General features: G+C 71.7%; 23 protein-coding genes and 1 pseudogene. 9 read left to right on the forward strand and 15 right to left on the reverse strand.

The window, feature by feature from the left end; genetic code table 11:
• Positions 1–42 precede the first annotated feature (42 nt).
• The 9 genes from ACZ4TR_RS46420 to ACZ4TR_RS46460 form a co-directional block, all read right to left on the reverse strand.
• Positions 43–1,734 carry a flavin monoamine oxidase family protein gene (locus ACZ4TR_RS46420; protein ID WP_465295189.1) on the reverse strand — a complete coding sequence of 564 codons (1,692 nt, stop codon included), beginning with the start codon at positions 1,732–1,734 and terminating at the stop codon, positions 43–45.
• Complete coding sequence (locus tag ACZ4TR_RS46425) at positions 1,731–2,486, reverse strand: carbon-nitrogen hydrolase family protein (RefSeq protein WP_465295191.1); 756 nt, start codon at positions 2,484–2,486, stop codon at positions 1,731–1,733. Before ACZ4TR_RS46425 ends, ACZ4TR_RS46420 begins: the two co-directional genes overlap by 4 nt.
• Positions 2,483–3,874: an amino acid permease gene (locus ACZ4TR_RS46430; RefSeq protein WP_465295193.1), complete on the reverse strand. Its 1,392-nt coding sequence runs from the start codon at positions 3,872–3,874 to the stop codon at positions 2,483–2,485. The genes ACZ4TR_RS46425 and ACZ4TR_RS46430 overlap by 4 nt, the downstream gene beginning before the upstream one ends.
• A 234-nt stretch (positions 3,875–4,108) precedes the next feature.
• On the reverse strand, positions 4,109–5,407 hold the full coding sequence (locus ACZ4TR_RS46435) for a sensor histidine kinase (protein ID WP_465295194.1): 1,299 nt from the start codon (positions 5,405–5,407) through the stop codon (positions 4,109–4,111).
• Positions 5,408–5,409: 2 nt separating this feature from the next.
• On the reverse strand, positions 5,410–6,120 hold the full coding sequence (locus tag ACZ4TR_RS46440; protein WP_465295196.1) for a response regulator transcription factor: 711 nt from the start codon (positions 6,118–6,120) through the stop codon (positions 5,410–5,412).
• Positions 6,121–6,136: 16 nt separating this feature from the next.
• Positions 6,137–6,796, reverse strand: coding sequence for an IclR family transcriptional regulator (locus tag ACZ4TR_RS46445; protein WP_465295198.1), 660 nt, complete (start codon positions 6,794–6,796; stop codon positions 6,137–6,139).
• Between the two features lie 47 nt (positions 6,797–6,843).
• A complete protein-coding gene (locus tag ACZ4TR_RS46450; protein WP_465295200.1) occupies positions 6,844–7,656 on the reverse strand; it encodes a sugar phosphate isomerase/epimerase family protein in 813 nt (270 codons plus the stop codon).
• Positions 7,656–8,789: a DUF993 family protein gene (locus ACZ4TR_RS46455; protein WP_465295202.1), complete on the reverse strand. Its 1,134-nt coding sequence runs from the start codon at positions 8,787–8,789 to the stop codon at positions 7,656–7,658. Before ACZ4TR_RS46455 ends, ACZ4TR_RS46450 begins: the two co-directional genes overlap by 1 nt.
• A 90-nt stretch (positions 8,790–8,879) precedes the next feature.
• The gene (locus ACZ4TR_RS46460) at positions 8,880–9,920 is read right to left on the reverse strand and encodes a LacI family DNA-binding transcriptional regulator (RefSeq protein ID WP_364511819.1); all 1,041 of its coding nucleotides are present in this window, start codon (positions 9,918–9,920) and stop codon (positions 8,880–8,882) included.
• Between the two features lie 229 nt (positions 9,921–10,149).
• On the opposite strand from ACZ4TR_RS46460, the gene ACZ4TR_RS46465 reads away from it, so the two are divergent.
• The 4 genes from ACZ4TR_RS46465 (at position 10,150) to ACZ4TR_RS46480 (ending at position 13,466) form a co-directional block, all read left to right on the forward strand.
• Positions 10,150–10,554 carry a nitroreductase family deazaflavin-dependent oxidoreductase gene (locus ACZ4TR_RS46465; protein WP_465295204.1) on the forward strand — a complete coding sequence of 135 codons (405 nt, stop codon included), beginning with the start codon at positions 10,150–10,152 and terminating at the stop codon, positions 10,552–10,554.
• Positions 10,555–10,617: 63 nt separating this feature from the next.
• Positions 10,618–11,379 (forward strand): lysophospholipid acyltransferase family protein, encoded by a 762-nt coding sequence (locus ACZ4TR_RS46470; RefSeq protein WP_465295206.1) that lies wholly within the window; start codon positions 10,618–10,620, stop codon positions 11,377–11,379.
• Positions 11,380–11,428: 49 nt separating this feature from the next.
• Entirely contained in the window at positions 11,429–12,820 is a 1,392-nt protein-coding gene (gene lpdA / locus ACZ4TR_RS46475) for a dihydrolipoyl dehydrogenase (RefSeq protein ID WP_465295208.1), read from the forward strand.
• Between the two features lie 82 nt (positions 12,821–12,902).
• The gene (locus tag ACZ4TR_RS46480) at positions 12,903–13,466 is read left to right on the forward strand and encodes a nucleotidyltransferase family protein (protein WP_465295210.1); all 564 of its coding nucleotides are present in this window, start codon (positions 12,903–12,905) and stop codon (positions 13,464–13,466) included.
• Here the strand turns inward: ACZ4TR_RS46480 and ACZ4TR_RS46485 are convergent.
• On the reverse strand, positions 13,463–13,924 hold the full coding sequence (locus tag ACZ4TR_RS46485; protein WP_465295212.1) for a GNAT family N-acetyltransferase: 462 nt from the start codon (positions 13,922–13,924) through the stop codon (positions 13,463–13,465). The two genes, ACZ4TR_RS46480 and ACZ4TR_RS46485, sit on opposite strands and share 4 nt — an antisense overlap.
• Before the next feature lie 59 nt (positions 13,925–13,983).
• Here ACZ4TR_RS46485 and ACZ4TR_RS46490 point away from each other — a divergent pair.
• Both ACZ4TR_RS46490 and ACZ4TR_RS46495 read left to right on the forward strand, forming a co-directional pair.
• Positions 13,984–14,840: pseudogene (locus ACZ4TR_RS46490) on the forward strand (NADP-dependent oxidoreductase).
• A 128-nt stretch (positions 14,841–14,968) separates the two neighbouring features.
• On the forward strand, positions 14,969–16,867 hold the full coding sequence (locus ACZ4TR_RS46495; RefSeq protein ID WP_465295214.1) for a S8 family serine peptidase: 1,899 nt from the start codon (positions 14,969–14,971) through the stop codon (positions 16,865–16,867).
• Positions 16,868–16,912: 45 nt separating this feature from the next.
• Here ACZ4TR_RS46495 and ACZ4TR_RS46500 read toward each other — a convergent pair whose 3' ends face one another.
• On the reverse strand, positions 16,913–17,542 hold the full coding sequence (locus tag ACZ4TR_RS46500) for a class I SAM-dependent methyltransferase (protein WP_465295216.1): 630 nt from the start codon (positions 17,540–17,542) through the stop codon (positions 16,913–16,915).
• A 21-nt stretch (positions 17,543–17,563) separates the two neighbouring features.
• On the opposite strand from ACZ4TR_RS46500, the gene ACZ4TR_RS46505 reads away from it, so the two are divergent.
• Complete coding sequence (locus ACZ4TR_RS46505) at positions 17,564–18,298, forward strand: SDR family oxidoreductase (RefSeq protein WP_465295218.1); 735 nt, start codon at positions 17,564–17,566, stop codon at positions 18,296–18,298.
• On the opposite strand, the gene ACZ4TR_RS46510 is transcribed toward ACZ4TR_RS46505, so the two are convergent.
• Entirely contained in the window at positions 18,295–19,299 is a 1,005-nt protein-coding gene (locus tag ACZ4TR_RS46510; RefSeq protein WP_465295220.1) for an SDR family oxidoreductase, read from the reverse strand. The genes ACZ4TR_RS46505 and ACZ4TR_RS46510 overlap by 4 nt on opposite strands.
• Before the next feature lie 70 nt (positions 19,300–19,369).
• Here ACZ4TR_RS46510 and ACZ4TR_RS46515 point away from each other — a divergent pair, with 70 nt between their 5' ends.
• Positions 19,370–20,248, forward strand: a complete 879-nt coding sequence (locus ACZ4TR_RS46515) for a LysR family transcriptional regulator (RefSeq protein WP_465295222.1) — start codon at positions 19,370–19,372, stop codon at positions 20,246–20,248.
• A 9-nt stretch (positions 20,249–20,257) separates the two neighbouring features.
• Here the strand turns inward: ACZ4TR_RS46515 and ACZ4TR_RS46520 are convergent, their stop codons facing one another.
• Together ACZ4TR_RS46520 and ACZ4TR_RS46525 are read right to left on the reverse strand one after the other, a co-directional pair.
• Entirely contained in the window at positions 20,258–20,839 is a 582-nt protein-coding gene (locus ACZ4TR_RS46520) for a nucleotidyltransferase domain-containing protein (RefSeq protein WP_465295224.1), read from the reverse strand.
• Positions 20,836–22,290, reverse strand: coding sequence for a peptide ABC transporter substrate-binding protein (locus ACZ4TR_RS46525; protein ID WP_465295226.1), 1,455 nt, complete (start codon positions 22,288–22,290; stop codon positions 20,836–20,838). Before ACZ4TR_RS46525 ends, ACZ4TR_RS46520 begins: the two co-directional genes overlap by 4 nt.
• Positions 22,291–22,386: 96 nt before the next feature.
• Between ACZ4TR_RS46525 and ACZ4TR_RS46530 the strand changes: the two genes are divergently transcribed.
• Complete coding sequence (locus ACZ4TR_RS46530; protein WP_465295228.1) at positions 22,387–23,721, forward strand: LVIVD repeat-containing protein; 1,335 nt, start codon at positions 22,387–22,389, stop codon at positions 23,719–23,721.
• A 62-nt stretch (positions 23,722–23,783) separates the two neighbouring features.
• Here the strand turns inward: ACZ4TR_RS46530 and ACZ4TR_RS46535 are convergent, their stop codons facing one another.
• Positions 23,784–25,361, reverse strand: coding sequence for a glycoside hydrolase family 13 protein (locus tag ACZ4TR_RS46535; protein WP_465295230.1), 1,578 nt, complete (start codon positions 25,359–25,361; stop codon positions 23,784–23,786).
• Positions 25,362–25,391 lie beyond the last annotated feature (30 nt).

The raw sequence follows: 25,391 nt of genomic DNA on the forward strand, positions 1-25,391 counted from the left end.
CCGGGCAGCTCAGTCTCCCGGGGTGGCACGATCGGGGCACGCTCAGTCCGGCAGCGTGATCGGGGCGAGGTCCGCGAAACAGTCGCCGGGGCCTGGGTTCGCGGGGTGCGTCTCGCCGCCGAAGTGGTGCAGCACGCCCCAAACCGCGTTGAGTGCCGTCTGCACCGCGCCCTCGGCCCAGCCCGCCGTCCACGACACGTCGTCACCCGCCAGGAAGAGGCCGCGGTGACGCTCCGCTAGCTCGTCTTGCATGAAGTGCGTGAAGAGCCGGTGCTGGTAGCGGTAGTGCCCGGGCAGGTTCGCCTTGAACGCGCCCATGAAGTGCGGTTCGGCTTCCCACGACACGGTCACCGGGTCGCCGATGATGTGCCGCCGGACGTCGACGCCGGGATAGATCTCGCGCAGCGAACCGAGCATCACCTCGACGCGTTCGGACACCGAAAGCGGCAGCCACTTCAGCGAGTCGTCCGCCCACGTGTAGGACAGGCAGATCACGGCGGGTTTCGAGGGGTCGTCGCCGAGCAGGTAGGTGCCGCGGGGCATCCGGTCGGTCAGCGTCATGCTCATCGTGTCGCGGCCGGTCGCCGGGTCGCGGTCGAGCCAGAACGGCCGGTCGACCGGCACGAACACCTTCGACGACTCCATGTAGTGCGTGCGCTCGATCGCCGTCCAGTGGTCGATCGGGAACAGCGCTTCGTCGCATTCGATCTTGGACAGCAGCATCCAGCTCTGCGCGGTGAACACGGCCGCCGGGTACGTCCGGATGTGCCCGGACGCGTCGGTCACCGTGATGTTGTTCGGCGCCGTCCGGTGCAGCCGCGTGACGCCCGGCCGCGGCCCGCCTTCGTGCAGGGAAGCCAGCGACGTTCCCGTGGGCCAGAAAGCGATTTCCGAAGGCGCGTGGTCCCACAGCCGCAAGGGGAGCTGCCGGCTGCCCCCGGTGATGCTGCGGTGCTCGTCGTCGGCGCCGGTGTAGACGACGCGCAGGATTTCCAGGATCGAGTTGGGGAAGTCGGTGTCCCAGCCGCCGGTGCCGAAGCCGACTTGCCCGAAGATCTCGCGGTGGCGGAAGGAGGCGAACGCGGGGGAGTCGCAGAGGAACCCGTAGAACGTCTGGTTGTCCAGCTTCGGGACGAGCTCGTTCCACAGCCGCTTGATCGTCTTCGCGTCGCGGTCGCGGATCGCCGTCTGCATCTCGGCGAACGACGCGTGCTCGGCCAAGGTCCGGTCCCACGCGGCGGCGACGTCGGCGAACACCGCGGGCAGGTCGGCCGGTGTCCGCGCGTAGTGGCTCTGTCCTTTGAGGTCGACGACGGTGCTCGGCGTCTCCGGGGCGAGCGGGTTCGGGAACGGCGTCGTCTCGAGGCCGACCTTGTCGATGTAGTGGAACAGCGCGGTCGACGCGGGCGGGAAGCGCATGGCGCCCATCTCGGCGACGACGTCGTCCGGGCAGCCGGGGAACCGCACGGTGCGCAGCCGGCCGCCGATCTCGGCGATCTCGTGGACCACCGGCCGCAGGCCGAGTTTCATCAGCTCGTACGCGGTGACGATGCCGGACAGGCCGCCGCCGATCACCGCGACCTCGGTGCCGTGCCGGTGGGCGGGCACCGAGCCCAGCCCGGCGGGGTGGGCGAGGTAGTCGTCGTAGGCGAACGGGAAGTCCGGGCCGAACATCGTGATCGGGCGGCCCGCCGGCTCGTCGTGGTGGATCGCGGTCGGGACAGCGGAGGTCATGCGGTGGTTCCTCGGTACAGTTCGGGCCGCCGGTCGGCCAGGTGGGTGTTCTCCAGGCGTGACGCGGCGAGCGCGTCGCGAGTGACTTCGGCGGTGATCAGCACGGGATCCGCCCCGGCGCGGGCCAGTACCTCGCCGGTCGGGGCGACCACGCAGGAGCGCCCGCAGTAGGTCAGTTCCTGTTCGACGTCACAACGGTTGGCGTAGGCGACGAACAGCTGGCTTTCGTAGGCCCGCGCCGGCACCAGCGCGTCGGCGACCAGCTCGTACGGGGTCATCAGCGCGGTCGGCACGACCAGCAGCTCCGTGTCGGCCAGCGCGTGCGCCCGCACCAGCTCGGGGAACTCGACGTCGTAGCAGATCAGCAGCCCGACGCGGACGCCGCCGACATCGGCCTGCACCACCGGCTCGTCGCCCGGGGTGAACCACGCTTTGTCGAGGTCGCCGAACAGGTGCGTCTTGCGGTAGTTCGCCAGCCGCCGGCCGGTCGCGTCGACGAGCTGGACGCTGTTGTGGACGGTCCCGCCGTCGGCCTCCGGGTAGCCGTACGCGAGCGCGACGCCGGTTTTCCGCGCCAGTGCGGACATCCTGGCCGCGGTCGGGCCGTCGGCCGGTTCGGCCAGCTCGTGCGTCCGGGCGCCGATGTGGTAGCCGGTGGTGCTCATCTCGGCCGTGACGACGAGGTCGGCGCCGGCCGCTTCGACCGCGGCGGGCAGCGCGTCGAACGGGCCCTGGTGGATCGCGACCCTCATGCGAGCCTCGACCGCCGGATGCCGTAGCCGAAGTAGATCAGCAGGCCCAGTGCCATCCAGGCGCCGAAGACCACCCAGGTGGCGCCGTCGAGGCTGATCATCATGTAGCCGCAGCACAGCACGCCGAGCAGCGGTGTGACCGGGGAGAGCGGCACACGGAACGAGCGCGGCCGGTCGGGCTGGCGCCGCCGCAGCAGCAGGACGGCGATGTTGACCAGCAGGAACGCGAAGAGCGTCCCGATGCTGGTAGCGTCGGCGAGCTTGCCCATGGGGATGAACGCGGCCAGGACGGCGACGAAGGCCGAAACCACCAGGGTGTTGATCCGCGGCGAGCCCGACTTCGGATCCACTTTGGACAGCGATGGCGGCACCAGGCCGTCGCGGGACATCGCGAACAGGATGCGCGTCTGTCCGTAGAGGACGGTCAGCACGACGCTGGAGATCGCCACGAGCGCGCCGACGGCGAGCAGGCCGGCCCAGAACGGGTTGCCCGACACGACCCCCAGCACGTGCGACAGCGCCGCCTCCTGGCCGTCGAACTCCTGCCACGGCAGCGCGCCGACGGCGGCCACCGCGACCAGGCAGTACAGCACGGTCACGATGCCGAGCGAGAGCAGGATCGCCCGCGGCAGGTCGCGCTGCGGGTTCTTCGCCTCCTCGCCGGCGGTCGACGCGGCGTCGAACCCGATGTAGGAGAAGAAGAGCTTGGCGGCGCCGGCGCTCATCCCGGCCAGCCCGAGCGGCAGGAACGGCGTGAAGTTGCGCGCCTGCACCGCGGTGAACGCGATCGCGCAGAACAGCACGAGCGTGGCGATCTTGACCGCGACCATGACCGCGTTGGCCCGTGCGCTCTCCTTCGCGCCGGACAGCAGCAGGAGCATCGCGAGCACCACGACGACGATCGCGGGCACGTTGACGATCCCGCCGGAGCCGGGCGGCCGGCTCAGCGCGTCCGGGATGGCGAATCCGAAGGCGAGCCGGAGCAGTTCGTTGAGGTACTGCCCCCACCCGACCGCGACCGACGCCACCGAGACGCCGTATTCGAGGACCAGGCACCAGCCGCAGACCCAGGCGACCAGCTCGCCGAGCGTGGCGTAGGTGTAGGAGTAGGACGAACCGGACAGCGGGATCATCCCGGCGAGTTCGGCGTAGGACAGGGCGGAGAAGAGCGCGGTGACGCCGGCGAGCACGAACGAGACGACCACGGCGGGCCCGGCCACCGGCACGGCTTCGCCGAGGACGACGAAGATGCCGCTGCCCAGCGTCGCGCCGATGCTCAGCATGGTCAGCTGCCCGAGCCCGAGCGTCCGCTTCAACGTGCCATGATCACTCTCGGCGACCAGATCGGCCACTGGTTTACGCCGCACCGTCGCGGCCCGCAGGTTCATGCCGACGACGGTATCTGCCGCCCCTGGCACGCAAAACAGGGGAACATTGCGCGTACAGATGAATCACAGGTGATTCATTGCACAGATCACACAGGCCATGGCGAATCATTCCGCGTGCGCCAAGAGGCATCACACGTGCTCAGCGGGGCATCACCTGTGTCTGGAGGGGCATCACGTTCGATGCCCCTCCAGACACAGGTGATGCCTGCTCAAGCACGCTTGATGCCCCGTTCGTCACGCCGGGGTGGGGGGTTCGGCGGTCGGGAGCAGGAGGGTGAACGTCGGCGGGTCGGGACGGCTCAGGCGGAGCCGGCCGCCTTCGGCTTCGGCCAGGCTGCGGGCCAGCCGCAGGCCGATGCCGTGCCCGGACGCCGCCGTCGCGAACGGGTCCGTCTCGCCCAGGTCGGGGCCCTCGTCGGTGACGTCGATGGCCAGTGCCTCGCCGGCGTCGCGGGCGATCAGCGTCACCGTGCCCCGCCCATGCGTCGCCGCGTTGTCCAGCAGGACGCCGAGCACCTGGCGGACCGCCGCGGCCGCCACCCGCGCCGGCGGCGGGTCCTGGCGAACGATCCGCACCGTGCGCCCGTGCGGCGCGAGCAGCGCCTCGCCGGCCTGCCGGATCTCCTCCAGGAGGGCGTCGAGATCGAGCTCGGCCCGCGGTGCCCGGCGTTCGCGGCCCAGCGCCAGGAGGTCCTCGATGGTGCGTTCCAGCCGGTCGGCGGAAGCGATCCCGGCGCGGATCGCCGCGTGCGGGTCCGCGCCCGGCGTCTCCAGCGCCGCTTCCAGCTGGAGGCGCAGCCCGGTCAGCGGGGTGCGCAGCTGGTGGGACGCCTCCGCGGAGAACGCGCGCTCACGCTCGAGAGTCTCGCCGATCCGGGCCGCGGTGGCGTCCAGTGCCTCGCCGACCCGGTCGATCTCGGCGATCCCGGCGCGCGGGCCGCGGACGGTGAAGTCGCCGTCGCCGAGCTGCCCGGCCACCGCGGCCAGCTCTTCCAGGGGCCGGACCAGCCGTGCGGCGAACCGCCGGGCCAGCAGCCAGCTCACCCCGATCGCCGCGACCGCGAGCCCGGCCATGCCGAGCCAGGTCAGCAAGATCCGCAGCCGCAGCTGGGACAGCGGCAGCGCGGCCCGGACCACCCCGGTCACCCGGGAGCCGCTGACCACCGGCACCGCCAGCGCCATTTCGTCGCCTTCACGGCCGATGACGACGTCCTCCGCGGCCTCGGCCGCCTGCCGCTCGACCGGGCCGCCGACGGCGGGCCCGCGCCCGGCGAGCAGCCGCCCGTCCGGGGCGTAGACCCCGACCTCGCCCTCGGCTTCGCCGTCCTCCTCGTCGAGCGGGGGCACGCCCGGCCGCCGTCCGGCGTTCAGGTCTTCCGACACGGCGAGTGCGGTGGCGTCCGCGGCCCGCTCCAGATCGACCTTCGCGTCGTCGTGGTGGTACTGCCACACCGCGATGCCCAGCGGCAGCGCGAACAGCACGGTCGCGACCAGGGCGGCCAGCACCGTCAGGGAGATGATCCGGCGGCGCACGGTCAGCCTTCGGCGAGCGACCGGGAGGGGTCCTCCAGCCGGTACCCGTGGCCGCGCAGGGTCGCGATCCGGGGCAGTTCGGCGCCGGGACCGGCCGCCGCCGCGAGCTTGCGGCGCACCGCCGCGATGTGCACGTCCAGGGTCTTCGTCGAGCCGTACCAGTGCGCGTCCCAGACCTCGGCCATCAGCGTCTCGCGGCTGACGGCGATCCCGGGCTGCTCGGCCAGCCGCGCCAGCAGGTCGAACTCCTTGGCCCGCAGCACCACCTCGCGGCCGCCCAGGGTGGCGCGGCGGCCCGCGATGTCGACGGTCAGCTCGCCGACGGTCACCGGGGGCCGGGCCGCGGCCGGCGCGCCGCGGCGCAGGTGCGCGCGCACCCGGGCCAGCAGCTCGCCCAGCCGGATCGGCTTGGTGAGGTAGTCGTCGGCGCCGGCGTCGAGGCCGACGACGACGTCCATCTCCTCCTGCCGCGCGGTGAGGATGACCAGCACGGCGGCGGGCAGCGCGGCCCGCAACCGGCGGCAGACCTCGACGCCGTCGAGGTCGGGCAGACCGAGGTCGAGCAGCACGAGGTCGAAGTCGCCGGTCTCCGCCGCCTGCAGGGCGGTGCGGCCGTCGCGGCGCCAGCACACCTGGTAACCGTGCAGTCGCAGGGTCGATTCGAGCACGCTGCCGATCGCCGCGTCGTCTTCCACCACCAGCAGGTTCGGCATGCCGGGAGCCTACGTTCTAGTCCGGCCGCCCACCGAAACCGATCCGCGAAATCCGGCGTGAGGCGTCCGTCACTCCCGCGCTCAGCCTCGCCACCGCCTCGGCCGTGAAGCGCGTGGTCGGGCCGGTGACGGCCAGCGCGGCCAGCAGCCGCCCGTCCGCGTCGGACACCGGTGCGGCGACGCTCGACGCGCCCGGTTCCGGCTCACCGTGGCTGACCGCGGTGCCCTCGGCGCCGGCCAGCACCTGCCCGGCGGCCCCGCACCCGAGCGGCAGTTCGTCCCCGGCGTGCCCGACGTGCCGGATGGCCCGCGAGCCCTCCTCCTGGGCCACGCAGACCAGCACTTCGGTGCTGCGGACGTACAGGGAGACCGTCTCGCCGTGTTCGCGGGCGACGTCGCGCAGGACCTGGCGGACCGGCTCGGGCAGCTGCCACGCGGTGTTCGCGAGCTGGGCCCAGCGCAGCATCCCCGGCCCGACAGTGACCCGCCCGTCGGGACGCGTCCACAGCAGGCCGCGCTGTTCGCAGGTGGCGACCAGCCGCAGCACGGTCGTCTTCGCGAGCCCGCTCGCGGCGGTGAGGTCCTTGACCGCCCAGGTCCGGCGGCGTTCGGTGAAGAGAGCCAGCAGGTCGAAGGCGCGCAGCACGCTCCGGACCGCTCCGTCGTCTTCCGCCATCGAGCGACCCCCGTCCGCCTGATGGGTCCAGCGTACCGGCGCCCGCGTCAGGCCACGTGACGCTCGAACGCCGCGACGCTCTCGGCGAGCACCTCCGCGCCCGGCCGGGCCCACAGCGCGGCGTTGAACACCTCGACCTCGATCGGGCCGGTGTAGCCGGCCGCCTCGACGTGGGCGCGCAGCCGGCGGTGGTCGATCGGGCCGTCGCCCGGCAGCGCGCGGCCCAGCAGCGGATCGGGCAGCGGCACGAGGACGTCGCACACGTGGAACCCGGCGATCCGCCCGGCGGCCGCGGCGATCGACTCCTCGATCCGCGGGTCCCACCAGACGTGGAACTCGTCGACGATCACCCCGACCTGCTCCGGCGGATGGTCCACCGCGATCGCCAGTGCCTGGTCCACAGTGGACAGCACGGACCGGTCCGCGCACTGCATCGGGTGCAGCGGCTCGAGGCCGAGCCGGACCCCGCGTTCCCCGGCGTACGGCGCGAGCTCGCCCACGGCGTCCGCGACCCGCTGCCGGGACGCGGCGAGGTCGTTGCCCGCGATCCCGCCCACGACCAGCACGAGGACGCCGGCGCCCAGCGCGGCGGCTTCGTCGATCGCCTCCCGCGTCCGCGCCACACCGTCCACAGGGGACCCTTCCGGCGTCACGCCGGTGAAGAACCCACCGCGGCACAACGAAGAGACCCGGACACCGTGCTCTTCGAGCAGGCGCGCGGCTTCGCCGACGCCGGTTTCCGCGACCTTGTCGCGCCACAACCCGATCCAGCCGACGCCGGCCGCGGCGCACCCGGCCACCGCTTCGGGCAGCGACCAGGCCTTGGTGGTGATCTGGTTGAGGCTGAACCGCGGGTCCATCACGCCACCCCCGCGACCTGCAGCAGGGGTCGCATCCGGGCGACGGCCAGCTCGGGGTCGGTCAGCACGCCGGCCGCGTCGGCCAGCCGCAGCAGCGTCGCGAGGTGGCTGATCGTGCGTGCGGACTCGCTCCCGGCGAGCATCCGGAAGTGCTCTTGATGGCCGTTCAAGTAGGCGAGGAAGACGACGCCGGTCTTGTAGTGCCGGGTCGGGGCGCGGAAGATTTCGCGCGCCAGTGGCACGGTCGGGTCGAGCAGGGCGTGGAATCCCGCGCGGTCGCCGTCGTCCAGACGACGCAGCGCCGCCGCGGCGACCGGCGCGATCGGGTCGAAGATGCCGAGCAGGGCTTCGCTGTGGCCCTGCTCGTCGCCGGCGATGAGCTCCGGGTAGTGGAAGTCGTCGCCGGTGTAGCAGGCGACGCCGTCGGGCAGCGCGCGCCGGAACTCGGTCTCGACGCCGGCGTCCAGCACCGAGACCTTCACCCCGGCGATGGTGCCCGCGTGCTCGGCGCACAGGGCTGCCAGCTCACGGGCCGCGGCGCGGACGTCCTGGTGGCCCCAGTAACCGGCCAGCGCGGGGTCGAACTGCTCGCCCAGCCAGTGCAGCAGGACCGGGCCGCCTGCTTCGGACAGTAGCTTCCCGTAGGCCGCGTGGTAGTCGCCGGGGCCGTTGGCCGCCGCGGCCAGCGCCCGGCTCGCCATGACGACGGGCACCGCGCCCGCGCCGCCGACCAGGTCCAGCTGCTCGCGCCAGGCGTCCACAATGGACGCCGGAGTGGCCGGCCCGGCCGGCAGCTGGTCGGTGCCCACGCCGGCGCACCACCGGCGGCCGGCAGCGATCGCGCCGGTGCGGGTGACCAGCTCCCGCGTCGTGGCCCAGTCGAGGCCCATGCCGCGTTGCGCGGTGTCCATGGCCTCGGCGACGCCGAGCCCGTGCGCCCACAGGTGCTCGCGGAAGGCCAGCGTGGTGTCCCAGTCGACGGCGCCGGGTTCGTCGGCGAGCGCGTCCGCGACGACGTGCGCGGCGGCGTAGGCGAGCCGGGACGCCGGCGGTTCGCCCGGTGGCCCGGGCGGCGGCGGCCCGGACGGTGACCAGTGCACGAGCCCGCCGCCGGGGACCGGGAGCAGGAGCATCGGAAGACCTCCGGGAGTCAGAAAGCGCTTTCTCCGCTCCACGGTAGGACCTGTGCCGAGGTGCGACAAGGCCCGACCGAGTGGGTGGCGTCAGCGCTTGGGGCGCGCGGTGCTCTCCCGCAGCACGACCTCGCCGGAGAGCCGGACGGTCCGCGGCCGGGTGCCGCCGGCGCCCTTGATCGCCAGGTCCATCGCGCGTTCGCCGAGTTCCTCGAGCGGCAGCCGGACGGTGGTGAGCGCGGGGGCGAGGTCGCGGACCACCGGGATGTCGTCGAACCCGGCGAGCGAAATGTCCCCGGGCACGGACAGTCCCTCCTCGCGCAACGCCGTCATCGCGCCGATCGCCATCACGTCGGTGACGGCGAAGACGCAGGTCGGCAGCTTGCGCTTGCGGCCGGCGAGCAGCCGCTTCATCCCTTCGTAGCCGCCGTCCCGGGTGAAGGCGGCCTCGACGACGTCGTCTTCGTGCAGGCTGATGCCGTGGTCGGCGAGCCCGTCGGTGAACCCGGCGAGCCGGTCGACGACCGTGCTCAGCTTCCGCGGCCCGGCCAGCACGGCGAACCGCTTGTGGCCGAGCCCGGCCAGCGCCTCCGCCAGCGCGGCGGCGCCGCCCTTGTTGTCCGGCTGCACGGTGTCGATCTTGAGCCCGCGGTGGCGGCTGACCGCCGCGACCTGCCCGCCGCCGCGGCGGTAGGGCTCCAGCTCCGCCGCCATCGCGCGTTCCCACGCGCGGTCCTCGAACGCCGAGCCGATCAGCAGGATCGCCGCGGCTCGCTGCGCGCGCAGCGTCGAGACGTAGGCGACCTCGCGGTCCGGGTCGCGGAAGGTGCCGGCCAGCATCACGAGCAGCCCGTTGTCGGTCGCCACCCGCATCACCCCGCCGGCGATCGCGGCGAAGTACGGGTCGCTGACGTCGTGGCAGATCACGCCGACCGTGCGGTGCGTGCCGCCGGCGAGCGCCTGCGCGTGCGCGTTCGGGGCGTAGGCCAGCTCGGCCGCGGCGGCGGAAACCCGCTCCCGCAGGTCGGCGCGGACGGACGCGGTGCCGTTGAGCACCCTCGACGCCGTCGCGAGCGAGACGTTCGCGCTGCGTGCCACATCTTCGAGTGTCACGTGCGGCCGGGCCTTCATGGCTGGCTCCTCCAAGGTCGGTCTCGGGTGTCTCCGCGTGCTCGGTCGGTGCAATCTACTGGGAGGGGGGTGGGCCGGGAGAAGCCGCTGGCTGGGGGACCTGACCCGTTCGAGTGAAAAGCACGGGGGCAGCACTCGGGAGGATCGGCGCGGGCGTGTGTCCTGGTAACAAGGAGGATCCTCGAGTGGTGAGTACGCCACTTTCGACCGACCGCGAAAGGACGCACGCATGCTGTTCGGTGACGAGCACATCCGCCGCTACGAGGAAACCGACGGCGAGGTCGGCCACGAGTGGCAGGAAGGCGTCCCGACGCTGTTGCTGACCACGAAGGGCCGCAAGACCGGCCAGGAGCGCAAGCTCGCCCTGATCTACCAGGAGGACGGCGGCAACCCCGTGGTCGTCGCCTCCGCCGGCGGCGCGCCGAAGCATCCCGCGTGGTACCTCAACCTCGTCGAGACGCCCGAGGTCGGCGTGCAGATCAAGGCCGAGAAGTTCAAGGCCCGCGCCCGCACGGCCGAGGGCGAGGAGCGGGCGAGGCTGTGGGAGAAGCTCGCCGCCGTCTGGCCGGACTACAACGAGTACCTCAAGAAGACCGACCGCGACATCCCCGTGGTCGTGCTCGAGCGCGTGTGATCTGCGCCGCGTTCGGCGCGAGGGCGAGCCGATCCGGCCGGTCGTCGGCTACGAATGACATTCATGAACCGCTGGACCGCCCTGGACCTCGAGGGTGAGCTGCTCACCCGACGCCAGATGATCGCCTACGGCCGGCGCTTCGCCCGCGCCGGCCGGGGCGCCTGGTACAGCTTCGCGATCGAGGTGGTCTGGCAGTTCCTCGTCCAGACGACCCGCTTCCGGGTGCGCGGCTCGCACCACATCCCGCAGTCCGGGGGCGTGCTGGTGGCGTCGAACCACCTGTCGTTCGCCGACCCGACGACGCTGACGGCGTTCTGCCTGGCCGCCGGCCGCGTGCCCCGGTACCTGGCGAAGGCGTCGCTGTGGAAGCTGCCGGTGGTGGGCCGCGTGATGCGCTCGGGCGGCCACATCCCGGTGTACCGCGGCGCGGCGACGGCGGCCGAGGCCTATCGCGACCTGGTCGCCTCGGTGCGGGCCGGCGAGTGCGTCGCGGTCTTCCCCGAGGGCACGTTCTCGAAGGACCCGGCCGGCTGGCCGATGCGCGGCAAGACGGGCATCGTGCGCGCGGCCCTGGAGACCGGCGCGCCGGTGATCCCGGTGGCCAACTGGGGCACCCACCACCTGCTGCCGTCGACGTCGTGGTTCCCCCGCGGGCTGCCGCGCAAGACGGTCGACCTGGTCGCGGGACCGCCGGTCGACCTCTCGGACCTGCGCGACCGGCCGCTCACGCGCGAGGTGCTGGAAGAGGCGACGGCGCGGATCATGGCGGCGGTGACGGCGCTGCTCGAAACGATCCGCGGCGAGGAGCGCCCGGCGGCCGCCTGAGGGCCGCGTCACCCCGCCCGGACCTGCCCGAAGGGGTAGTTTCGGAGGTATGAGTGCACAACACTTTGATGTCGTCGTGCTGGGGGCCGGAGTGGGCGGCTACGTCGCGGCGATCCGCGCGTCCCAGCTGGGGCTGAGCGCCGCGGTGGTCGAGGAGAAGTACTGGGGTGGCGTCTGCCTGAACGTCGGGTGCATCCCGTCGAAGGCACTGCTGCGCAACGCCGAACTGGCGCACGTCGTGACGCAGGAGGCGAAGGCGTTCGGCATCTCGTCCGACAGCCCGATCCGCGTCGACTACACGGCCGCCTACGAGCGGAGCCGGAAGGTCGCCGACGGGCGCGTCAAGGGCGTGCACTTCCTCATGAAGAAGAACAAGATCACCGAAATCGACGGGCACGGCACGTTCGTCGACGACCACACCCTCGAGGTGAACGGCTCGCAGGTGACCTTCGACCACTGCATCATCGCCACGGGGGCGACCACCCGGCTGCTGCCGGGGACGTCGCGCAGCTCGCGCGTGGTGACCTACGAAGAGCAGATCCTCTCGAGTGAGCTGCCGTCGAGCATCATCATCGCGGGCGCGGGCGCGATCGGCGTCGAGTTCGCCTACGTGCTGCACAACTACGGCGTCGACGTCACGATCGTCGAGTTCCTCGACCGGATGGTGCCGCTGGAGGACGCCGAGGTGTCGGCGGAGCTCTTCCGGCGGTACCGGAAGCTCGGGATCAAGGTGCTGACGTCGACGCGGGTCGAGTCGATCGACGATTCCGGTTCGTCGGTGCAGGTGACGGTGTCCTCGGAGAAGGAGGGGAAGCGGGTTCTTTCCGCTGACAAGGTTTTGCAGGCCATCGGGTTCCAGCCGCGGGTCGAGGGCTATGGGCTGGAGAAGACCGGCGTCTCCCTCACCGACCGGGGCGCGATCGCCATCGACGGCCGGGGGCGGACGAATGTCCCGCACATCTTCGCGATCGGTGATGTCACGGCGAAGCTGATGCTGGCGCACGCGTCGGAGTCGATGGGTGTCGTGGCGGCGGAGACCATCGCCGGTGCGGAAACCATGGAGCTGGACTTCCCGATGATTCCGCGGGCTACTTACTGCCAGCCTCAGATCGCCAGTTTCGGGTGGACCGAGGAGCAGGCCCGGGAGAAGGGTTTCGACGTTCGCGTGGCGAAGTTCCCCTTCACCGCCAATGGGAAGGCTCAGGGGCTGGGGGATGCCGGTGGGTTCGTCAAGCTGATCAGTGATGCCAAGTATGGGGAACTGATCGGGGGGCATTTGATCGGGCCGGATGTCACGGAGCTGCTTCCGGAGCTCACTTTGGCCCAGCAGTGGGATTTGACCGTGCATGAGGTTTCTCGGAACGTGCATGCTCATCCGACCTTGGGTGAGGCTGTCAAGGAAGCTCTTCACGGGCTGGCCGGGCACATGATCAATATGTGATTGCCGGTCGTCGCCCCGATGCCTGAATCGTCAGTACGGCGGCTTCGGATCGGGGCGGCGGGGGAAGTGCGGGCGGTGCCACTTGGCGGATCTTGCGCGGTTGCAGGGTGTTCTGTCGAGCAACGAAAGTCTGGTCGGCCTGCTCGTGGTGGCGCGGGAACTCGGGCTACCGCAGTGGTACCTCACCGCCGGTTGTGTTGTGCAGACCGTGTGGAATGTTCTCACCGGTCGTGAAGCCACGGCCGGCATCAAGGACTACGACCTCTTCTACTTCGACGGTGGAGACCTGAGCTGGGATGCTGAAGACCGGGTCATCCGGACCGTTGCCGATGCCTGCCGGGGTCTTCCGATCGACGTCGAAGTTCGCAACGAAGCGCGTGTGCACCTCTGGTACGAAACCAAGTTCGGCGTTCCCTGCCGACCCTTCGCGACCACAGAGGAGGCGATCGATGCCTTCCCGGCTATCTGTTCGTGCGTCGGTGTCCGCCTCGAACTTGATGGCTCCTGGCACTTCTACGCTCCGCGCGGGCTTGATGACCTCTTCGCCTTGGTGGTCCGTCCCAATCTGGTGCTCGCTCCGCGTGAGGTTTATGAACGCAAGGCCGCCCGGTGGAAACGGCAGTGGCCGGAGCTGACCTTGGCTTAGCAGTGTGCGACCTGTGGTACGTCGAAGTGGAGCTCTGGCCGGGCCCAGCGGACCTTCGGCGGGACCGGTGGGATCGTGCCGGTGCGCCTTGCTCCCATGCGGAGGTAGAACTGCAGCGCCGGCGGGTGTGAGACGACGCGGATGCTGCGCATTCCTCGCTTGCGAGCCTCCTCGAACATGTGCTTGACCAGGCGCGCTCCGAGGCCGAGACCCTGTGCTGGGTCCGCCACGAACAGGATGTCCAGCTCCGGGGGATCTTCGAGCAGTGCGTAGAAGCCGATGACCTCGCCGCCGGTCATGGCTGCGAAGGTCGGGTTGCTTTCGATGTACCCGGGAGTGACCTCGTAGCCGTCGAGGATGGATGCGTAGTCGCCCTGGTACGCCGATGAAGCGTGCATCAGTGCGGTCAACTCGCCGGCTTGGGCGGGCGTGGCTGCGAGGATTTCGGGCTGGCCCATACCGCCAGCCTACGGTGAACCCTTGACTTCAAGACTACTCGAAGTTTCAGGCTGACGTCATGAAAGCCGTAGCGTTCACCGAATTCGGCGGGCCCGAAGTCCTGAAAGTCCTCGACCTCCCCGAGCCGCACGCCGGGCCGGGTGAAGTGCGGGTGCGCGTCAAGGCCGCCGGTGTGCAGCCGTACGACGCCGCCGTGCGGGCCGGGTGGGAGCCGCCCGGCCTGGAGCTCACCTGGCCGCGCGTGCCCGGCAACGAGTTCGCCGGCGTCGTCGACGAAGGCGATTTCGAGGCCGGTACCGAAGTTCTCGGCTTCACCGCCGTGCAAGCCGCCGCCGAATACATCGTCGTGCCCGCCACCGATGTCACGCCGAAGCCGCCGGAAATGCCGTGGGAGGTCGCCGGTGGGTTCACCGCCGGCTCGCAGACCGCGTCGATCGCCCTGGACGCGTCCACGGCGCCGCCGGGTCGGTCGGTACCGCCGCCGTGCAGCTCGCGAAACTCCGGGGCGCCCATGTGATCGGCACCGCGAGCGAGGTCAACCAGGACTACCTGCGCGAACTGGGCGCCACCCCCGTCGTCTACGGCGAAGGGCTCAAGGACCGCGTGGCCTCGCTGGGGGTCGACGCCGTGCTCGACGGTGCCGGTGGCGCTGCCCTCGATCTGTCACTCGAAATGGTGACGGACCGGACCCGGATCCTCACCCTCGTCGACCACGGCCGGGCCGCCGGGCTCGGCGTGCTCGTCTCGAAGTCCGGACGCTCCGCCGCGCGGCTTGCGGAGCTGGCGGCCCTCTACGCGAAGGGCGACTTGCGGTTCCACGTCCGGCGCGCCTACCCGTACACCGAGGCCGAGGCGGCTCATCGCGAAATCGAGACCGGGCACGGCCGCGGAAAAATAGTTCTCATGTTCCCCTGAGCGTTCCAGTATGTGGACGGCCGGACGTTCCCGACTTTGGTCGGTGGACCACCGCCTGGTCACTACTTAGATTCTCCCCATTACACCCGGTTGGGTGTCATACGGCCGAGTGGCTCAGGGAGAAATCGATGGTGAGATTCAGCCGGGTCGCCGCGCACGCGGTTCCGCTGACGGTCGGCGCGTTGCTGCTGACGACGGGGGTTTCGGTGGCGCAGCCGTCCACGGTGGACGCGGCGGCCGCGCGCACCGAGGCGGGCATCAGCGCGCTCCAGAGCATCAAGAAGAGCCTGACCCCCGCCGAGCGCAAGCAATCGAGCCAGCTCGTCGTCGAGAAGCGGTTGCGGGCCGACCGGTCCCTCGCCGCGAAGCTGCCCGACTACCGCTCGGGCGTCGGCGTCAGCAGCGCCGGCACCGTCGCGGTCGAGATCGCCGCCGCCGGTGACCAGGCCGTCGCGAACGCGGTCAAGGCGGCCGGCGGCGTCGTCCGCTACGCCGCGGGTGGCGCCGTCCGCGCCGACCTCCCGCTGTCCGCCGTGGACGCGATCGCCGGCCGCGCCGACGTCGCCGAGGTCAAGCCCGCCGCGCAGGCGACCACCTGGAGCGAGCAGGGCAACCGGGACTTCCGGGTGGCCGCGCAGGCCGCCGCGGCGACCCAGGTTTCCGAAGGCGACAAGGCGCACGGCGCCGACACCGCCCGCGCCACCTACGGCGTCAGCGGTTCCGGCGTAAAGGTCTGCGTGCTCTCCGACGGCGTCGACTCGCTGGCCAAGTCGCAGAGCGCCGGCGAGCTGCCCGCGGTGGACGTCCTGTCCGGCCAGAAGGGCAGCGGCGACGAAGGCACCGCGATGCTGGAGATCATCCACGACCTCGCGCCGAACGCCGCGCTCGGCTTCGCGACCGCGTTCACCAGCGAGGCCAGCTTCGCCGCGAACATCCGCGCGCTGCGCACCACCGGCCACTGCACGATCATCGTCGACGACGTCGCCTACTTCGACGAGTCGCCGTTCCAGGACACGCAGGTCGCGCAGGCCGTCAACGACGTCACCGCGGCCGGCGTCCTGTACTTCTCCTCGGCCGGCAACTCGGGCAACGCGACCGACGGCACCAGCGGCTACTACGAAGGTGACTTCCGCGCTTCGTCGTCGAAGATCAGCGGCGTCACCGGCACTCCGCACGACTTCGACCCGAGCAGCACGACGCAGAACTTCGACGCGCTTTCGGCCGGTTCGCTCGGCAAGCCCGTGACGCTGTTCTGGTCCGACCCGTGGGGCAAGTCCGCCAACGACTACGACCTGTTCATCCTGAACTCCTCGGGCAGCGTCGTGGCGTCGAGCGAAAACGGTCAGTCCGGTTCGCAGAACCCGTACGAAATCGCGAGCGTGCCGACGACCGGCTCCGGCTACAAGGTCGCGGTGGTGAAGTACAGCGGCGCGGACCGGTTCATCGCGCTCAACGTGATCCGCGGCCGGTTCGTGGCTTCGGGTTCGCTCAAGGCGTTCAGCACCAACGGCGTCACGAACGGCCACTCGTCGGCGGCGAACGCGTTCAGCGTGGCGGCGGCCCCGGCCGGCCCGGCGTTCACGCGGCCGCTGGAGACCGGTGACCCGGCCAACCCGGCGGGCCCGTACCCGGGCCTGTTCAGCGCGTCGAGCAAGTGGGAGCGCTTCTCCTCCGACGGCAAGCGTCACCTGTTCTACAACGCGGACGGCACGGCGATCACGCCGGGCAACGTGTCCTCGACCGGGGGCACGACCCGCAACAAGCCGGACATCACGGCGGCGGACGGCGTGGCGACGTCGGTGGCGGGCTTCCAGCCGTTCTTCGGGACGTCGGCGGCGGCCCCGCACGCGGCGGCGATCGCGGCGCTGCTGCTGTCGGGCAAGCCGACGGCGACGCCGGCGCAGATCCGTTCGGCGCTGGTGTCTTCGGCGATCGACCTGGGCGCGCCCGGGTTCGACACGGTGACGGGCAACGGCGTGATCATGGCCGGCCCGGCGCTCGCGGCGCTGGGTGTCGCGGCCAGGTAAGCACCTGCGAAACGGGGGTCCGGCACCGGCCGGGCCCCCGTTTCGTCATTTCCCGGTGACCAGCAGGTGGAAGCCGAGCCCGCTGTGGGCGAACCGCTCGTGCCGCGACAACGCCAGCCCCGCCGCGGCCAAAGTCGCTTCGATCTCGGCGATCGGGCGGATGCGGAAGCCGTTGTCGGTGAGCATCCGGGCGCGGCCCATCAGCTCGGGGTCGCCGATGCCCAGCACGAACCGCCCGCCCGGCGCGAGCACCCGGGCGACCTCGGCGAACGCCGGGGCGAGGTCGTCGACGAAGTAGACCGTGTTCGTCGTGACGATCGCGTCGGCCGAACCGTCGTCGAGGGGCAACGCCGTCATCGACCCCTCGCTCAGGATCAGCCTGCCCCCCGTGATCTCCCGGCGGAAGGCCCCGCGTGCCCGGTCGAGCATCGTCTTCGAGATCTCCACCCCTTGCACGGTGGCGGCTTTCCGCAGCAGCAGGCCGAGGCCCAGACCGCCGCCGAAGCCGATGTCCAGGGCCCGTTCGGCGCCCGACAGCTCCAGCGCCGCGACGGCTTTCACCACCGCTTCGCGGTTCCTGCGGTTGAGTGCAGAGCCGACGAAGCGGCCGCGCAGGCCGCTAGGGTGGCCGAGTTGCCGGGCGAGACCGGCCTGGAAGCGCTCGCGAAGACCCATGTGGGCAGTGTAGGAGGGGTGATGGTGAAGACGGCGGTGGTGACCGGGGCCGGATCGGGCATCGGGCGGGCGGTGGCGCGGGCGCTGCTCGAAGACGGCTGGTCCGTCGCCCTCGCGGGTCGGCGCTCCGGCGCCCTCACCGAAACCGCCGGCGACCGCGACGGCGCGCTCGTCGTGCCCACGGACGTCGCGGACGAAGAGTCGGTCGCCGCGCTGTTCGCCGCGGTCCGCGAGCGGTGGGGGCGGCTCGACCTGCTGGTCAACAACGCCGGGATCGGGGCCGCGGGGACCGTCGCCGATCTGTCCGTCGAGGACTGGAAGCGCACCGTCGACGTCAACCTCACCGGCATGTTCCTCTGCGCGCAGCAGGCCGTCCGGCTGATGAAGGACCAGGACCCGCGCGGCGGCCGGATCGTCAACAACGGCTCGATCTCCGCGCACGCCCCGCGGCCCGCCAGCGTTGCCTACACCGCGACCAAGCACGCGGTCACCGGCCTGACCCGGTCGATTTCGCTCGACGGCCGCGCGTGGAACGTCGCCTGCGGGCAGATCGACATCGGCAACGCGGCCACGGAGATGACCGAGCGGATGGCCGCCGGCATCCCGCAGGCCGACGGCCGCATCCTCGCCGAGCCGACGTTCGACGTCCGGCACGTCGCCGACGCGGTGCGGTACATGGCGGGCCTGCCGCTGGACGCCAACGTCCAGTTCCTCACCGTCACCGCGACGACCATGCCGTTCATCGGCCGGGGCTAGGGAATCACCCGCGCCTTCCGGAACTCGTCGAACAGGCGGTAGAACATCTGCTCCGTCTCGACGTAGGTGTGGAAGCCCGCGCGCCGGGACTTCGACGTGTCGGCGAACATGTCGTAGTCCCAGCCGAACACGAAGTCGCCGAACGCCCACGACGCCGATACGTCCTGATAGGACGCGGTCAGCCCGTGTTCCGCGGCGATCTCGGTCCATAGTGGACCCTTGTCGGCCATGACGTCCACCAGGGACATCCGCAGCGGCGGCGCGACTTCCAGCCCGAAGTACGCCGCCAGCTTCGGCCACAGCTCGCTCCAGCGGAACAGGTCGCCGTTCGCGATGTTGAACGCGCCTTCCCGGCCGGTGGCCCAGACCGTCGCGTCGGCCAGCAGGCCCGCGTCCGTCATCTCCAGGAGGCTGTCGTACGCGCCGGGCTTGCCCGGGAACCGCAGTGGCAGGCCGAGCTCCTTCGAGATCGACGCGTACACCGCGATCACCAGCGCCAGGTTCATCGGGTTGCCGAGCGCGGTGCCGCCGACCACCGACGGCCGGATCGCCGACCACGTCCACGAGCCCGCGCGGCGCTCGAGGAACTGCTGCTGGTCGACGTTGAACTCCGGCGGCATGTGCCCGGCGTCGGTCTCGCGCGCGGGCGTCTTGAACGGGCCGAGGTGCGCGCCGTAGACCTTGTAGCCCTGCATGAGGCTGACGTGTTCGAGGGCGGCCGGGTCGACGGCGTCGACGAGGTTCGTCAGCATCGCCAGGTTCGGCGGCACCAGCTCGGCCCACGTCGGCCGGTCCTGGTACGCCGCGTAGAAGACGTGCGTGACGCCGGTCAGCGCCCCGACCTCGGCCCGGGTGTCCGCCAGGTCGAGCAGGTCGACGGCGAGCCCGCCGCGCCGGGAGAGGCCGATGACGTCCCAGCCCCCGTCCGCCCGCAGGTGTTCGACGAGGTTCCGGCCGATGATCCCGTTCGCCCCGGCGACCAGGGCTGTCTTGCGTTCCATGTCTCCAGGCTGCTCACGCGCTCGCGATAAGTCCAAGGCTTGGTTCTCACGGCTGCGATAAGCTTTCGTCATGACCAGTCTGCGGCAGCTCGAGTACCTGGTCACCGTGGTCGACACCGGCTCGTTCACGCGCGCGGCCGAGCAGCTCCACGTGACCCAGCCCGCGTTGTCGCACCAGATGCGGGCCCTCGAACACGGCCTCGGCGGGCCGCTGCTCGAACGGCTGCCCCGGGCCGTCCGGCTCACGCCGATGGGCCGGGCGATGCTCCCGCACGCGCGGGCGGCGCTGGCCGACGCCGAACGCGCGCGCTGCGCCGCCCGCCTGGCGTCCGGCACGACGGCGGGGGAGCTGCAGGTCGCGACGGTCTACTCGATGAGCCTCGGCGTGCTGCCACCGGCGTTGCGCGTGTGGCGCCGCGACCGGCCCGGCGTCGACGTCCGGCTGATCGAGTTCCGGCACGCGGACGAGCTGCGGGAGGCGATGACGGCGGGCGAGGCCGACGTCGCGCTCGGCCCGCTGCCGCCGGCTTGGCCGGGGCCGGTGCGGGAGCTGGGCGTGGAGGAGTTCGTGGTCGTGCTGCCCGCCGACGGCGCTTCGGAGGACGACGCATCCGGCGAGGTCGACCTGGCGACGCTCGCCGACTGCGCGTGGGTGCACTACGCACCGGGCAACGGCCTGGCGGAGCTGGTCGACGCGGCGTGCGCGGCGGCCGGGTTCCGCCCGCGGGCGGCGGTCCGCACCGAGCAGACGGCGGCGGCCCCGATCCTGGCAGCGGCCGGTTTGGGTCCGGCGCTGGTCCCGGCGAACGTGCTGCCGGCTCGTTTCGAGGGCCGGGTCCTGCGGCCGAGCGTGCCGGTGCGCCGGACGCTGGCGGCCTACACGCGAGCGGCGCCGGACCCGCTGACCACGGCGTTCATCGAGACTCTGGTCGAGCACGCCGCGGTCTGAAGCGCGTCGCTAGAGGCGGTCGAGCCAGGGGTGCGCACCGAACGTCGTCCGGAGGGCGTCCGCGAGCCACTGCCGTCGGGAAGCGTCCAGGACCGGCAGCGCGGCGGCGAAGTCCTGCTCGTCCTTCGGCCTGCTGTCGCGGGCCTTGGCGAACAGCTGTACTTCCGGTTGCAGGTAAGGGATCCCGTCCGCCGAGACGTCGCCGAGACCCGTGACCGCGCGGCGCACGGCGGGGTTCCGCCGGGAGACCCACTCGTCACCCTCCGTCTCGTCGAGCATGATCTGGATCCGCCACGGCGCGGACGCCGACGGCCGGCACCAGACGTCGTCGACGCCGGCCGGCAGCACCTCGCCGCGGCGCCACGGCCGGAGCGTGCCGGGTGGGTCCGCCGCCCACCACTCCCACGACGCCAGCGCCTCCTGGACCGTGAGCTGGTCGCGCCGCAGGACCAGGACATCGACGTCCGCGTGTTCACGAAACGCCCGCCCCACCGCGAGTTCGATCGCGTACCCGCCGGCGATCCACCACGGGACCGCGGCCGCCGAGAACAGCGAGGCCACTTCGGACAGGGGCGCCGGGTCCCACGTCACGAGACTCCGATTCCCGTCAATACCGGGCCGGTGAACGGCGTCGTCACGACGTCGTGGACGCGCGACGACCAGACGGCGTGGCCGTGGCCGGACCACAGCGGGGCCACCGGGAGGTCGCGCAGCAGCTGGTTCTCCGCCAGCCGGTACAGCTCGCCCGACTCCGCCGGGCTCGCCGCCGCGTCCGCGAGCGCCAGGTTCTGGCGGAACACCTCGTCGGTGTAGCCGGACTCCGATGCCAGCGTCGACAACAGCTCGTACGGGCTCGCGGTGGCGAGCGACACGTCCAGGGTGGACGGACCATCCGGCTGCCCGGCGGCCGGAGCAGCTTGAGCCGTCACCGAGACGTCCAGGGACTTGTGCAGGCCGACCACCAGGGTGCGGGTCCAAGCTTCGGTCGAAGGTCCGAGGTAGACGGTCGCCCCGCCGGGGAAGGTGGCCTGCTGCAGGAGTGCCTTGCCCGCTGCCGCGTCGAAGCTGCACGGCCGGCACGTGCCCGACCGCTCGCCGGGCGCGTCCGCCGGGGGCAGCAGCGCCTTCGCCGGGTCGACCTGGTGGGCCAGCGGACCCGCTTCGAGGGCCGCGCGGTCGATGCCGAGGGCGAAGCCGTGGCGGACCGTCGCGTCGGCGAACCGCGGGTTCGCCACCGGGAACGCCAGGTAGCCCGCGCGCGGCAGCGCCCAGGTCGCGTGGTGGTCGTCGCCGAAGTCGGCGTGCATCGCGTCGTGCTTCTCGCCGGGCACCTCGGTGGCCAGGTCGAGCGCGCCCGCCTTGACCGCGTCGTACTGGGTGGCCGGATCGGCGACGCGCAGCTCGATCTCCTCGGTCTTGCCGACGCCGGAGCCGACGCGCTTCAGCGTGCCGCCCGAGCCGGGCCGCCACGGGCCGTCGAGCCGGTACGGGCCGTTCCCGACCGGTGCCACGGCGAAGCCCTTCCAGTCCCGTGAGGCGAGCACCGACGCGGGCAGCGGCATCAGGCCCGGCGCCGAGAGCAAGGCCGGCACCTGTCCGGACGGGCGGTCCAGGACGAGGGTGATCGTGTCCGGAGCGGACGCCACGATTTCGCGGGCCCGCAACAACTTCGTCAACACCGGCGCGGCGGCCCACTGCGAAGCCGCGATCGTCCGCCAGGTGTCTACATAGGACTGAGCGGTGACCGGGGTGCCGTCGTGGAACGTCGCCGGGCGCAGCTTGACCGTCCAGTGCACCCGGTCGGCGCTCTCGATCGATGCGGCCGCGCGCAGGGTGAGCTTCCCGGCCGCGGCGTCGTAGTCGGCGAGCGGGGTCCACAGCGCGCCGGTCACCAGCCGGCCCGCCTGGTCGGCGACGTCGGCGGGCAGCAGCGTCGCGGGCTCGCGGATCCCGGCGGACAGGACACCCGGCCGGGCCGGGTCGGCAGCGGAACAGCCCGTGACGGCGAGGGCCACAGCGGCGAGCAGGGTGAGCATGCGCATGCGCCAGTCCTACCAGTCAGCCGCCAACCAAAGGCGCTTGTGTCCGGTTGATCTCCGTCGTACCGTTCCCGGGGAACACGCCTTCTGGGAGGTTTCGTGCGCACCTGGCTCCGGTCGTGCTTCGCCGCTGTCACCGTCAGCGCCACGCTGGTCGCGACCGGGCTCCCGGCCGCCGCCTGCGGCGAGGACGACAAACCCGCTGCTCCGGCCGCCCGCACCCTGGGCGATCCGGGGGCGATCAAGAACGTCAAGGCCGTCGGCAGCGTGCCGGACGCCGCCGGCGCCATCTCGATCAACTTCCTCGACTACGGCCGCCGCGACGTCATGGTCGTGTCCGGCGAGTTCGGGCTGAAGGTCTACGACCTCACGAAGAACCCGGCCGCGCCGAAGCTGGTCGGGCAGGTCAGCCTGCCCGGCCTGTGGGAGACCGAGGACACCGAGGTCGACCAGGACCGCAAGCTGGTGTTCCTCTCCCGCGACCCGCGCGCGTTCGGGGGCACCACGCAGACCGGCGAGTCCGGCATCTACGTCGTCGACGTCGCGAAGCCCGAAGCGCCGAAGATCATCAGTTACGTGAAGGCGCCCGGCGGGCACACCACCAGCTGCGTCGACGGGTGCCGCTACCTGTGGACGGGTGGCCCGTCGAAGGCCGCCGACCAGCCGGCCGACTGGGGCGGGCGGCCGATCTGGGTCACCGACATCCGCGACCCGCGGCACCCGAAGGTGAACCCGGAGCCGATCGAGCTGGCCCGCAACGACGGCAAGACCGACTACGTGCACGACGTCCAGGTGGACGGCAACGGCGTGGCCTGGGTGTCCGGGCGCGGCGGCGTGCGCGGCTACTGGACCGACGGGGTGCACCGCGACCCGCTGACGAACAAGGTCCGCCGCGCGACGGCGCACGAGCCGATCCCGTACGCCGGTGGCGGCATCGCCGAGACGGCGGCGCCCTCGCGGTTCATGCACAACAGCTTCCACCCGGCCGGCCACCGCGTCGGCGACGGCGCCTGGCGCGGCCAGGACCTGATCTACACGACGGAGGAGAACTTCGTCGACGGCTGCGCGGGCGACGGCGTCCTGACGATCTCTTCGCTCGCCGGTTCGTACCACGGTGAAGGCTGGCGTTCGACGCCCGAGCAGCCGTTCCGCCTGCAGAGCGTCGGCACGTGGGGCGTCAACGGCCAGGAGGGCAGCGACCCGGCGTCCGACGACTGCTCCGCGCACTACTTCGACGTCCGCGGCAAGATCCTGGTGCAGTCGTTCTACGCGCAGGGCACCCGGTTCCTCGACGTCAGCGACCCGACGAACCCGCGTCAGATCGCGTACTACCGCCCGGGCGACGCGAGCGCGTGGGCCCCGTACTGGCACGGCAAGTACGTCTACGTCGCCGACAACGCCCGCGGCATCGACGTCCTGCAGCTGACGAAGTAGCAAGTCCGTGAATGTCGCATTGAGGGACTCCAAGTCCCTCAATGCGACATTCACGGCTTTTCTCAGGAGCGCAGCCAGACCGCGGTGTCCGTGGGCAGGGAGCCGTCGAGCGGGCCGCTGGCCAGCAGGACCTCGCCGTCCGGCAGCGGCACCGGCGAGGCCGAGAAGTTCAGCGCGAACGTGAAGTCCGGGCCGATCCGGAACGCCAGCACACCCTCGCCGAGGGAGAGCCACTCCAGCTCGCCCGTGGGCAGGTCACGCCGGATCCGCAGGCCGTCGCGGTACAGCGACAGCATCGACGCCGGGTCCGCCGCCTCCGCTTCCGCCGTGTAGGCCTTCCACTCCTCGGGCTGCGGCAGCCACGCGCCCCCGGAGCCGAAGCCGAACGGCGGCTCGTCACCCGACCACGGGATCGGCACCCGGCAGCCGTCGCGGCCGGGGTCGGCGCCGTTCGTGCGGGCCCACACCGGGTCCTGGCGCAGCTCGTCCGCGATGTCCAGGACCTCCCACAGTCCCAGCTCCTCGCCCTGGTAGACGTACAGACCGCCGGGCAGCGCGAGGGTCAGCAACGCCGCCGCCCGGGCCCGCCGGGTGCCCAGCTCCCGGTCCACCGGCAGCTCGTGCAGCCGGTTCGCGAAGCTGAACCCGGTGTCGCGTGCGCGGCCGTAGCGCGTGACGTGCCGGGTGACGTCGTGGTTCGACAGCACCCACGCGGCCGGCGCGCCGACCTCGTCGTGCGCCCGCAACGTCCGGGTGATGACGTCCCGGAAGCGCGACGCCTCCCACGGGCAGACCAGGAAGTCGAAGTTGAACGCCGAGTGCAGCTCGTCGCGGCGCAGGTAGCGCGCCGCGCGGGACATGTCCGGCAGCCACATCTCGCCGACCAGCACGCGCTCGCCGCCGTAGCTGTCGGCGATCTTGCGCCACGACCGGTAGATCTCGTGCAGGCCCTCCATGTCGGAGAACGGCGTCTCGTCGCCGTCGTCGACGTCGGGCAGCCGCGGGTCCTTGACCAGCCCGTCGGCGACGTCGATGCGGAAGCCGTCGACACCGCGGTCGAACCAGAACCGCAGCACGTCCTCGAACTCCTGGCGGATGTCCGGGTTCTCCCAGTTGAAGTCCGGCTGACGCGAGCTGTAGAGGTGCAGGAACCACTCGCCGTCCGGCACGCGCGTCCAGGCGGACCCGCCGAAGCGCGACTTCCAGTTGTTCGGCGGCTCGGCGCCGTCCGGCCCGCGGCCGGGCCGGAACCAGAACCGTTGCCGCTCCGGCGATCCCGGGCCGGCCGCGAGCGCGGCCTGGAACCACCGGTGCTCGTCGGAGCAGTGGTTGGGCACGATGTCGATGATCACCCGGATGCCGCGCGCGTGCGCCTCGGCGATCAGGTCCTCCGCCTCGGCGAGTGTGCCGAAGAGCGGCTCGATGTCGCGGAAGTCGGCGACGTCGTAGCCGCCGTCGTCCATCGGCGACGGGTACCACGGGGTGAACCAGATCGCGTCGATCCCCAGGTCGGCCAGGTGGTCCAGCCGGGCGCGGACGCCGGCGAGGTCGCCGACGCCGTCACCGTTGCCGTCCGCGAAGCTGCGGATGTAGACCTGGTAGATCGCCGCGCTCCGCCACCAGCCGGTCTTGTCGGTCACGAAAGTGCCCTCCTAGTCGTCGTGAAAACC

The sequence above is a fragment of the Amycolatopsis sp. NPDC028719 genome (assembly GCF_055565395.1).

Excerpts from the sequence above, each read along its gene's own strand:
- ACZ4TR_RS46440 (WP_465295196.1), bottom strand. The coding sequence starts at position 6,120 with ATGCCGAACCTGCTGGTGGTGGAAGACGACGCGGCGATCGGCAGCGTG.
- ACZ4TR_RS46500 (WP_465295216.1), bottom strand. The coding sequence starts at position 17,542 with ATGGGTCTTCGCGAGCGCTTCCAGGCCGGTCTCGCCCGGCAACTCGGC.
- ACZ4TR_RS46425 (WP_465295191.1), bottom strand. The coding sequence starts at position 2,486 with ATGAGGGTCGCGATCCACCAGGGCCCGTTCGACGCGCTGCCCGCCGCG.
- ACZ4TR_RS46510 (WP_465295220.1), bottom strand. The coding sequence starts at position 19,299 with ATGGAACGCAAGACAGCCCTGGTCGCCGGGGCGAACGGGATCATCGGC.
- ACZ4TR_RS46515 (WP_465295222.1), top strand. The coding sequence starts at position 19,370 with ATGACCAGTCTGCGGCAGCTCGAGTACCTGGTCACCGTGGTCGACACC.
- ACZ4TR_RS46420 (WP_465295189.1), bottom strand. The coding sequence starts at position 1,734 with ATGACCTCCGCTGTCCCGACCGCGATCCACCACGACGAGCCGGCGGGC.
- ACZ4TR_RS46450 (WP_465295200.1), bottom strand. The coding sequence starts at position 7,656 with ATGGACCCGCGGTTCAGCCTCAACCAGATCACCACCAAGGCCTGGTCG.
- ACZ4TR_RS46485 (WP_465295212.1), bottom strand. The coding sequence starts at position 13,924 with ATGGGCCAGCCCGAAATCCTCGCAGCCACGCCCGCCCAAGCCGGCGAG.
- ACZ4TR_RS46505 (WP_465295218.1), top strand. The coding sequence starts at position 17,564 with ATGGTGAAGACGGCGGTGGTGACCGGGGCCGGATCGGGCATCGGGCGG.
- ACZ4TR_RS46495 (WP_465295214.1), top strand. The coding sequence starts at position 14,969 with ATGGTGAGATTCAGCCGGGTCGCCGCGCACGCGGTTCCGCTGACGGTC.
- ACZ4TR_RS46445 (WP_465295198.1), bottom strand. The coding sequence starts at position 6,796 with ATGGCGGAAGACGACGGAGCGGTCCGGAGCGTGCTGCGCGCCTTCGAC.
- ACZ4TR_RS46525 (WP_465295226.1), bottom strand. The coding sequence starts at position 22,290 with ATGCGCATGCTCACCCTGCTCGCCGCTGTGGCCCTCGCCGTCACGGGC.
- ACZ4TR_RS46470 (WP_465295206.1), top strand. The coding sequence starts at position 10,618 with ATGAACCGCTGGACCGCCCTGGACCTCGAGGGTGAGCTGCTCACCCGA.
- ACZ4TR_RS46455 (WP_465295202.1), bottom strand. The coding sequence starts at position 8,789 with ATGCTCCTGCTCCCGGTCCCCGGCGGCGGGCTCGTGCACTGGTCACCG.
- ACZ4TR_RS46460 (WP_364511819.1), bottom strand. The coding sequence starts at position 9,920 with ATGAAGGCCCGGCCGCACGTGACACTCGAAGATGTGGCACGCAGCGCG.
- ACZ4TR_RS46430 (WP_465295193.1), bottom strand. The coding sequence starts at position 3,874 with ATGAACCTGCGGGCCGCGACGGTGCGGCGTAAACCAGTGGCCGATCTG.
- lpdA (WP_465295208.1), top strand. The coding sequence starts at position 11,429 with ATGAGTGCACAACACTTTGATGTCGTCGTGCTGGGGGCCGGAGTGGGC.
- ACZ4TR_RS46465 (WP_465295204.1), top strand. The coding sequence starts at position 10,150 with ATGCTGTTCGGTGACGAGCACATCCGCCGCTACGAGGAAACCGACGGC.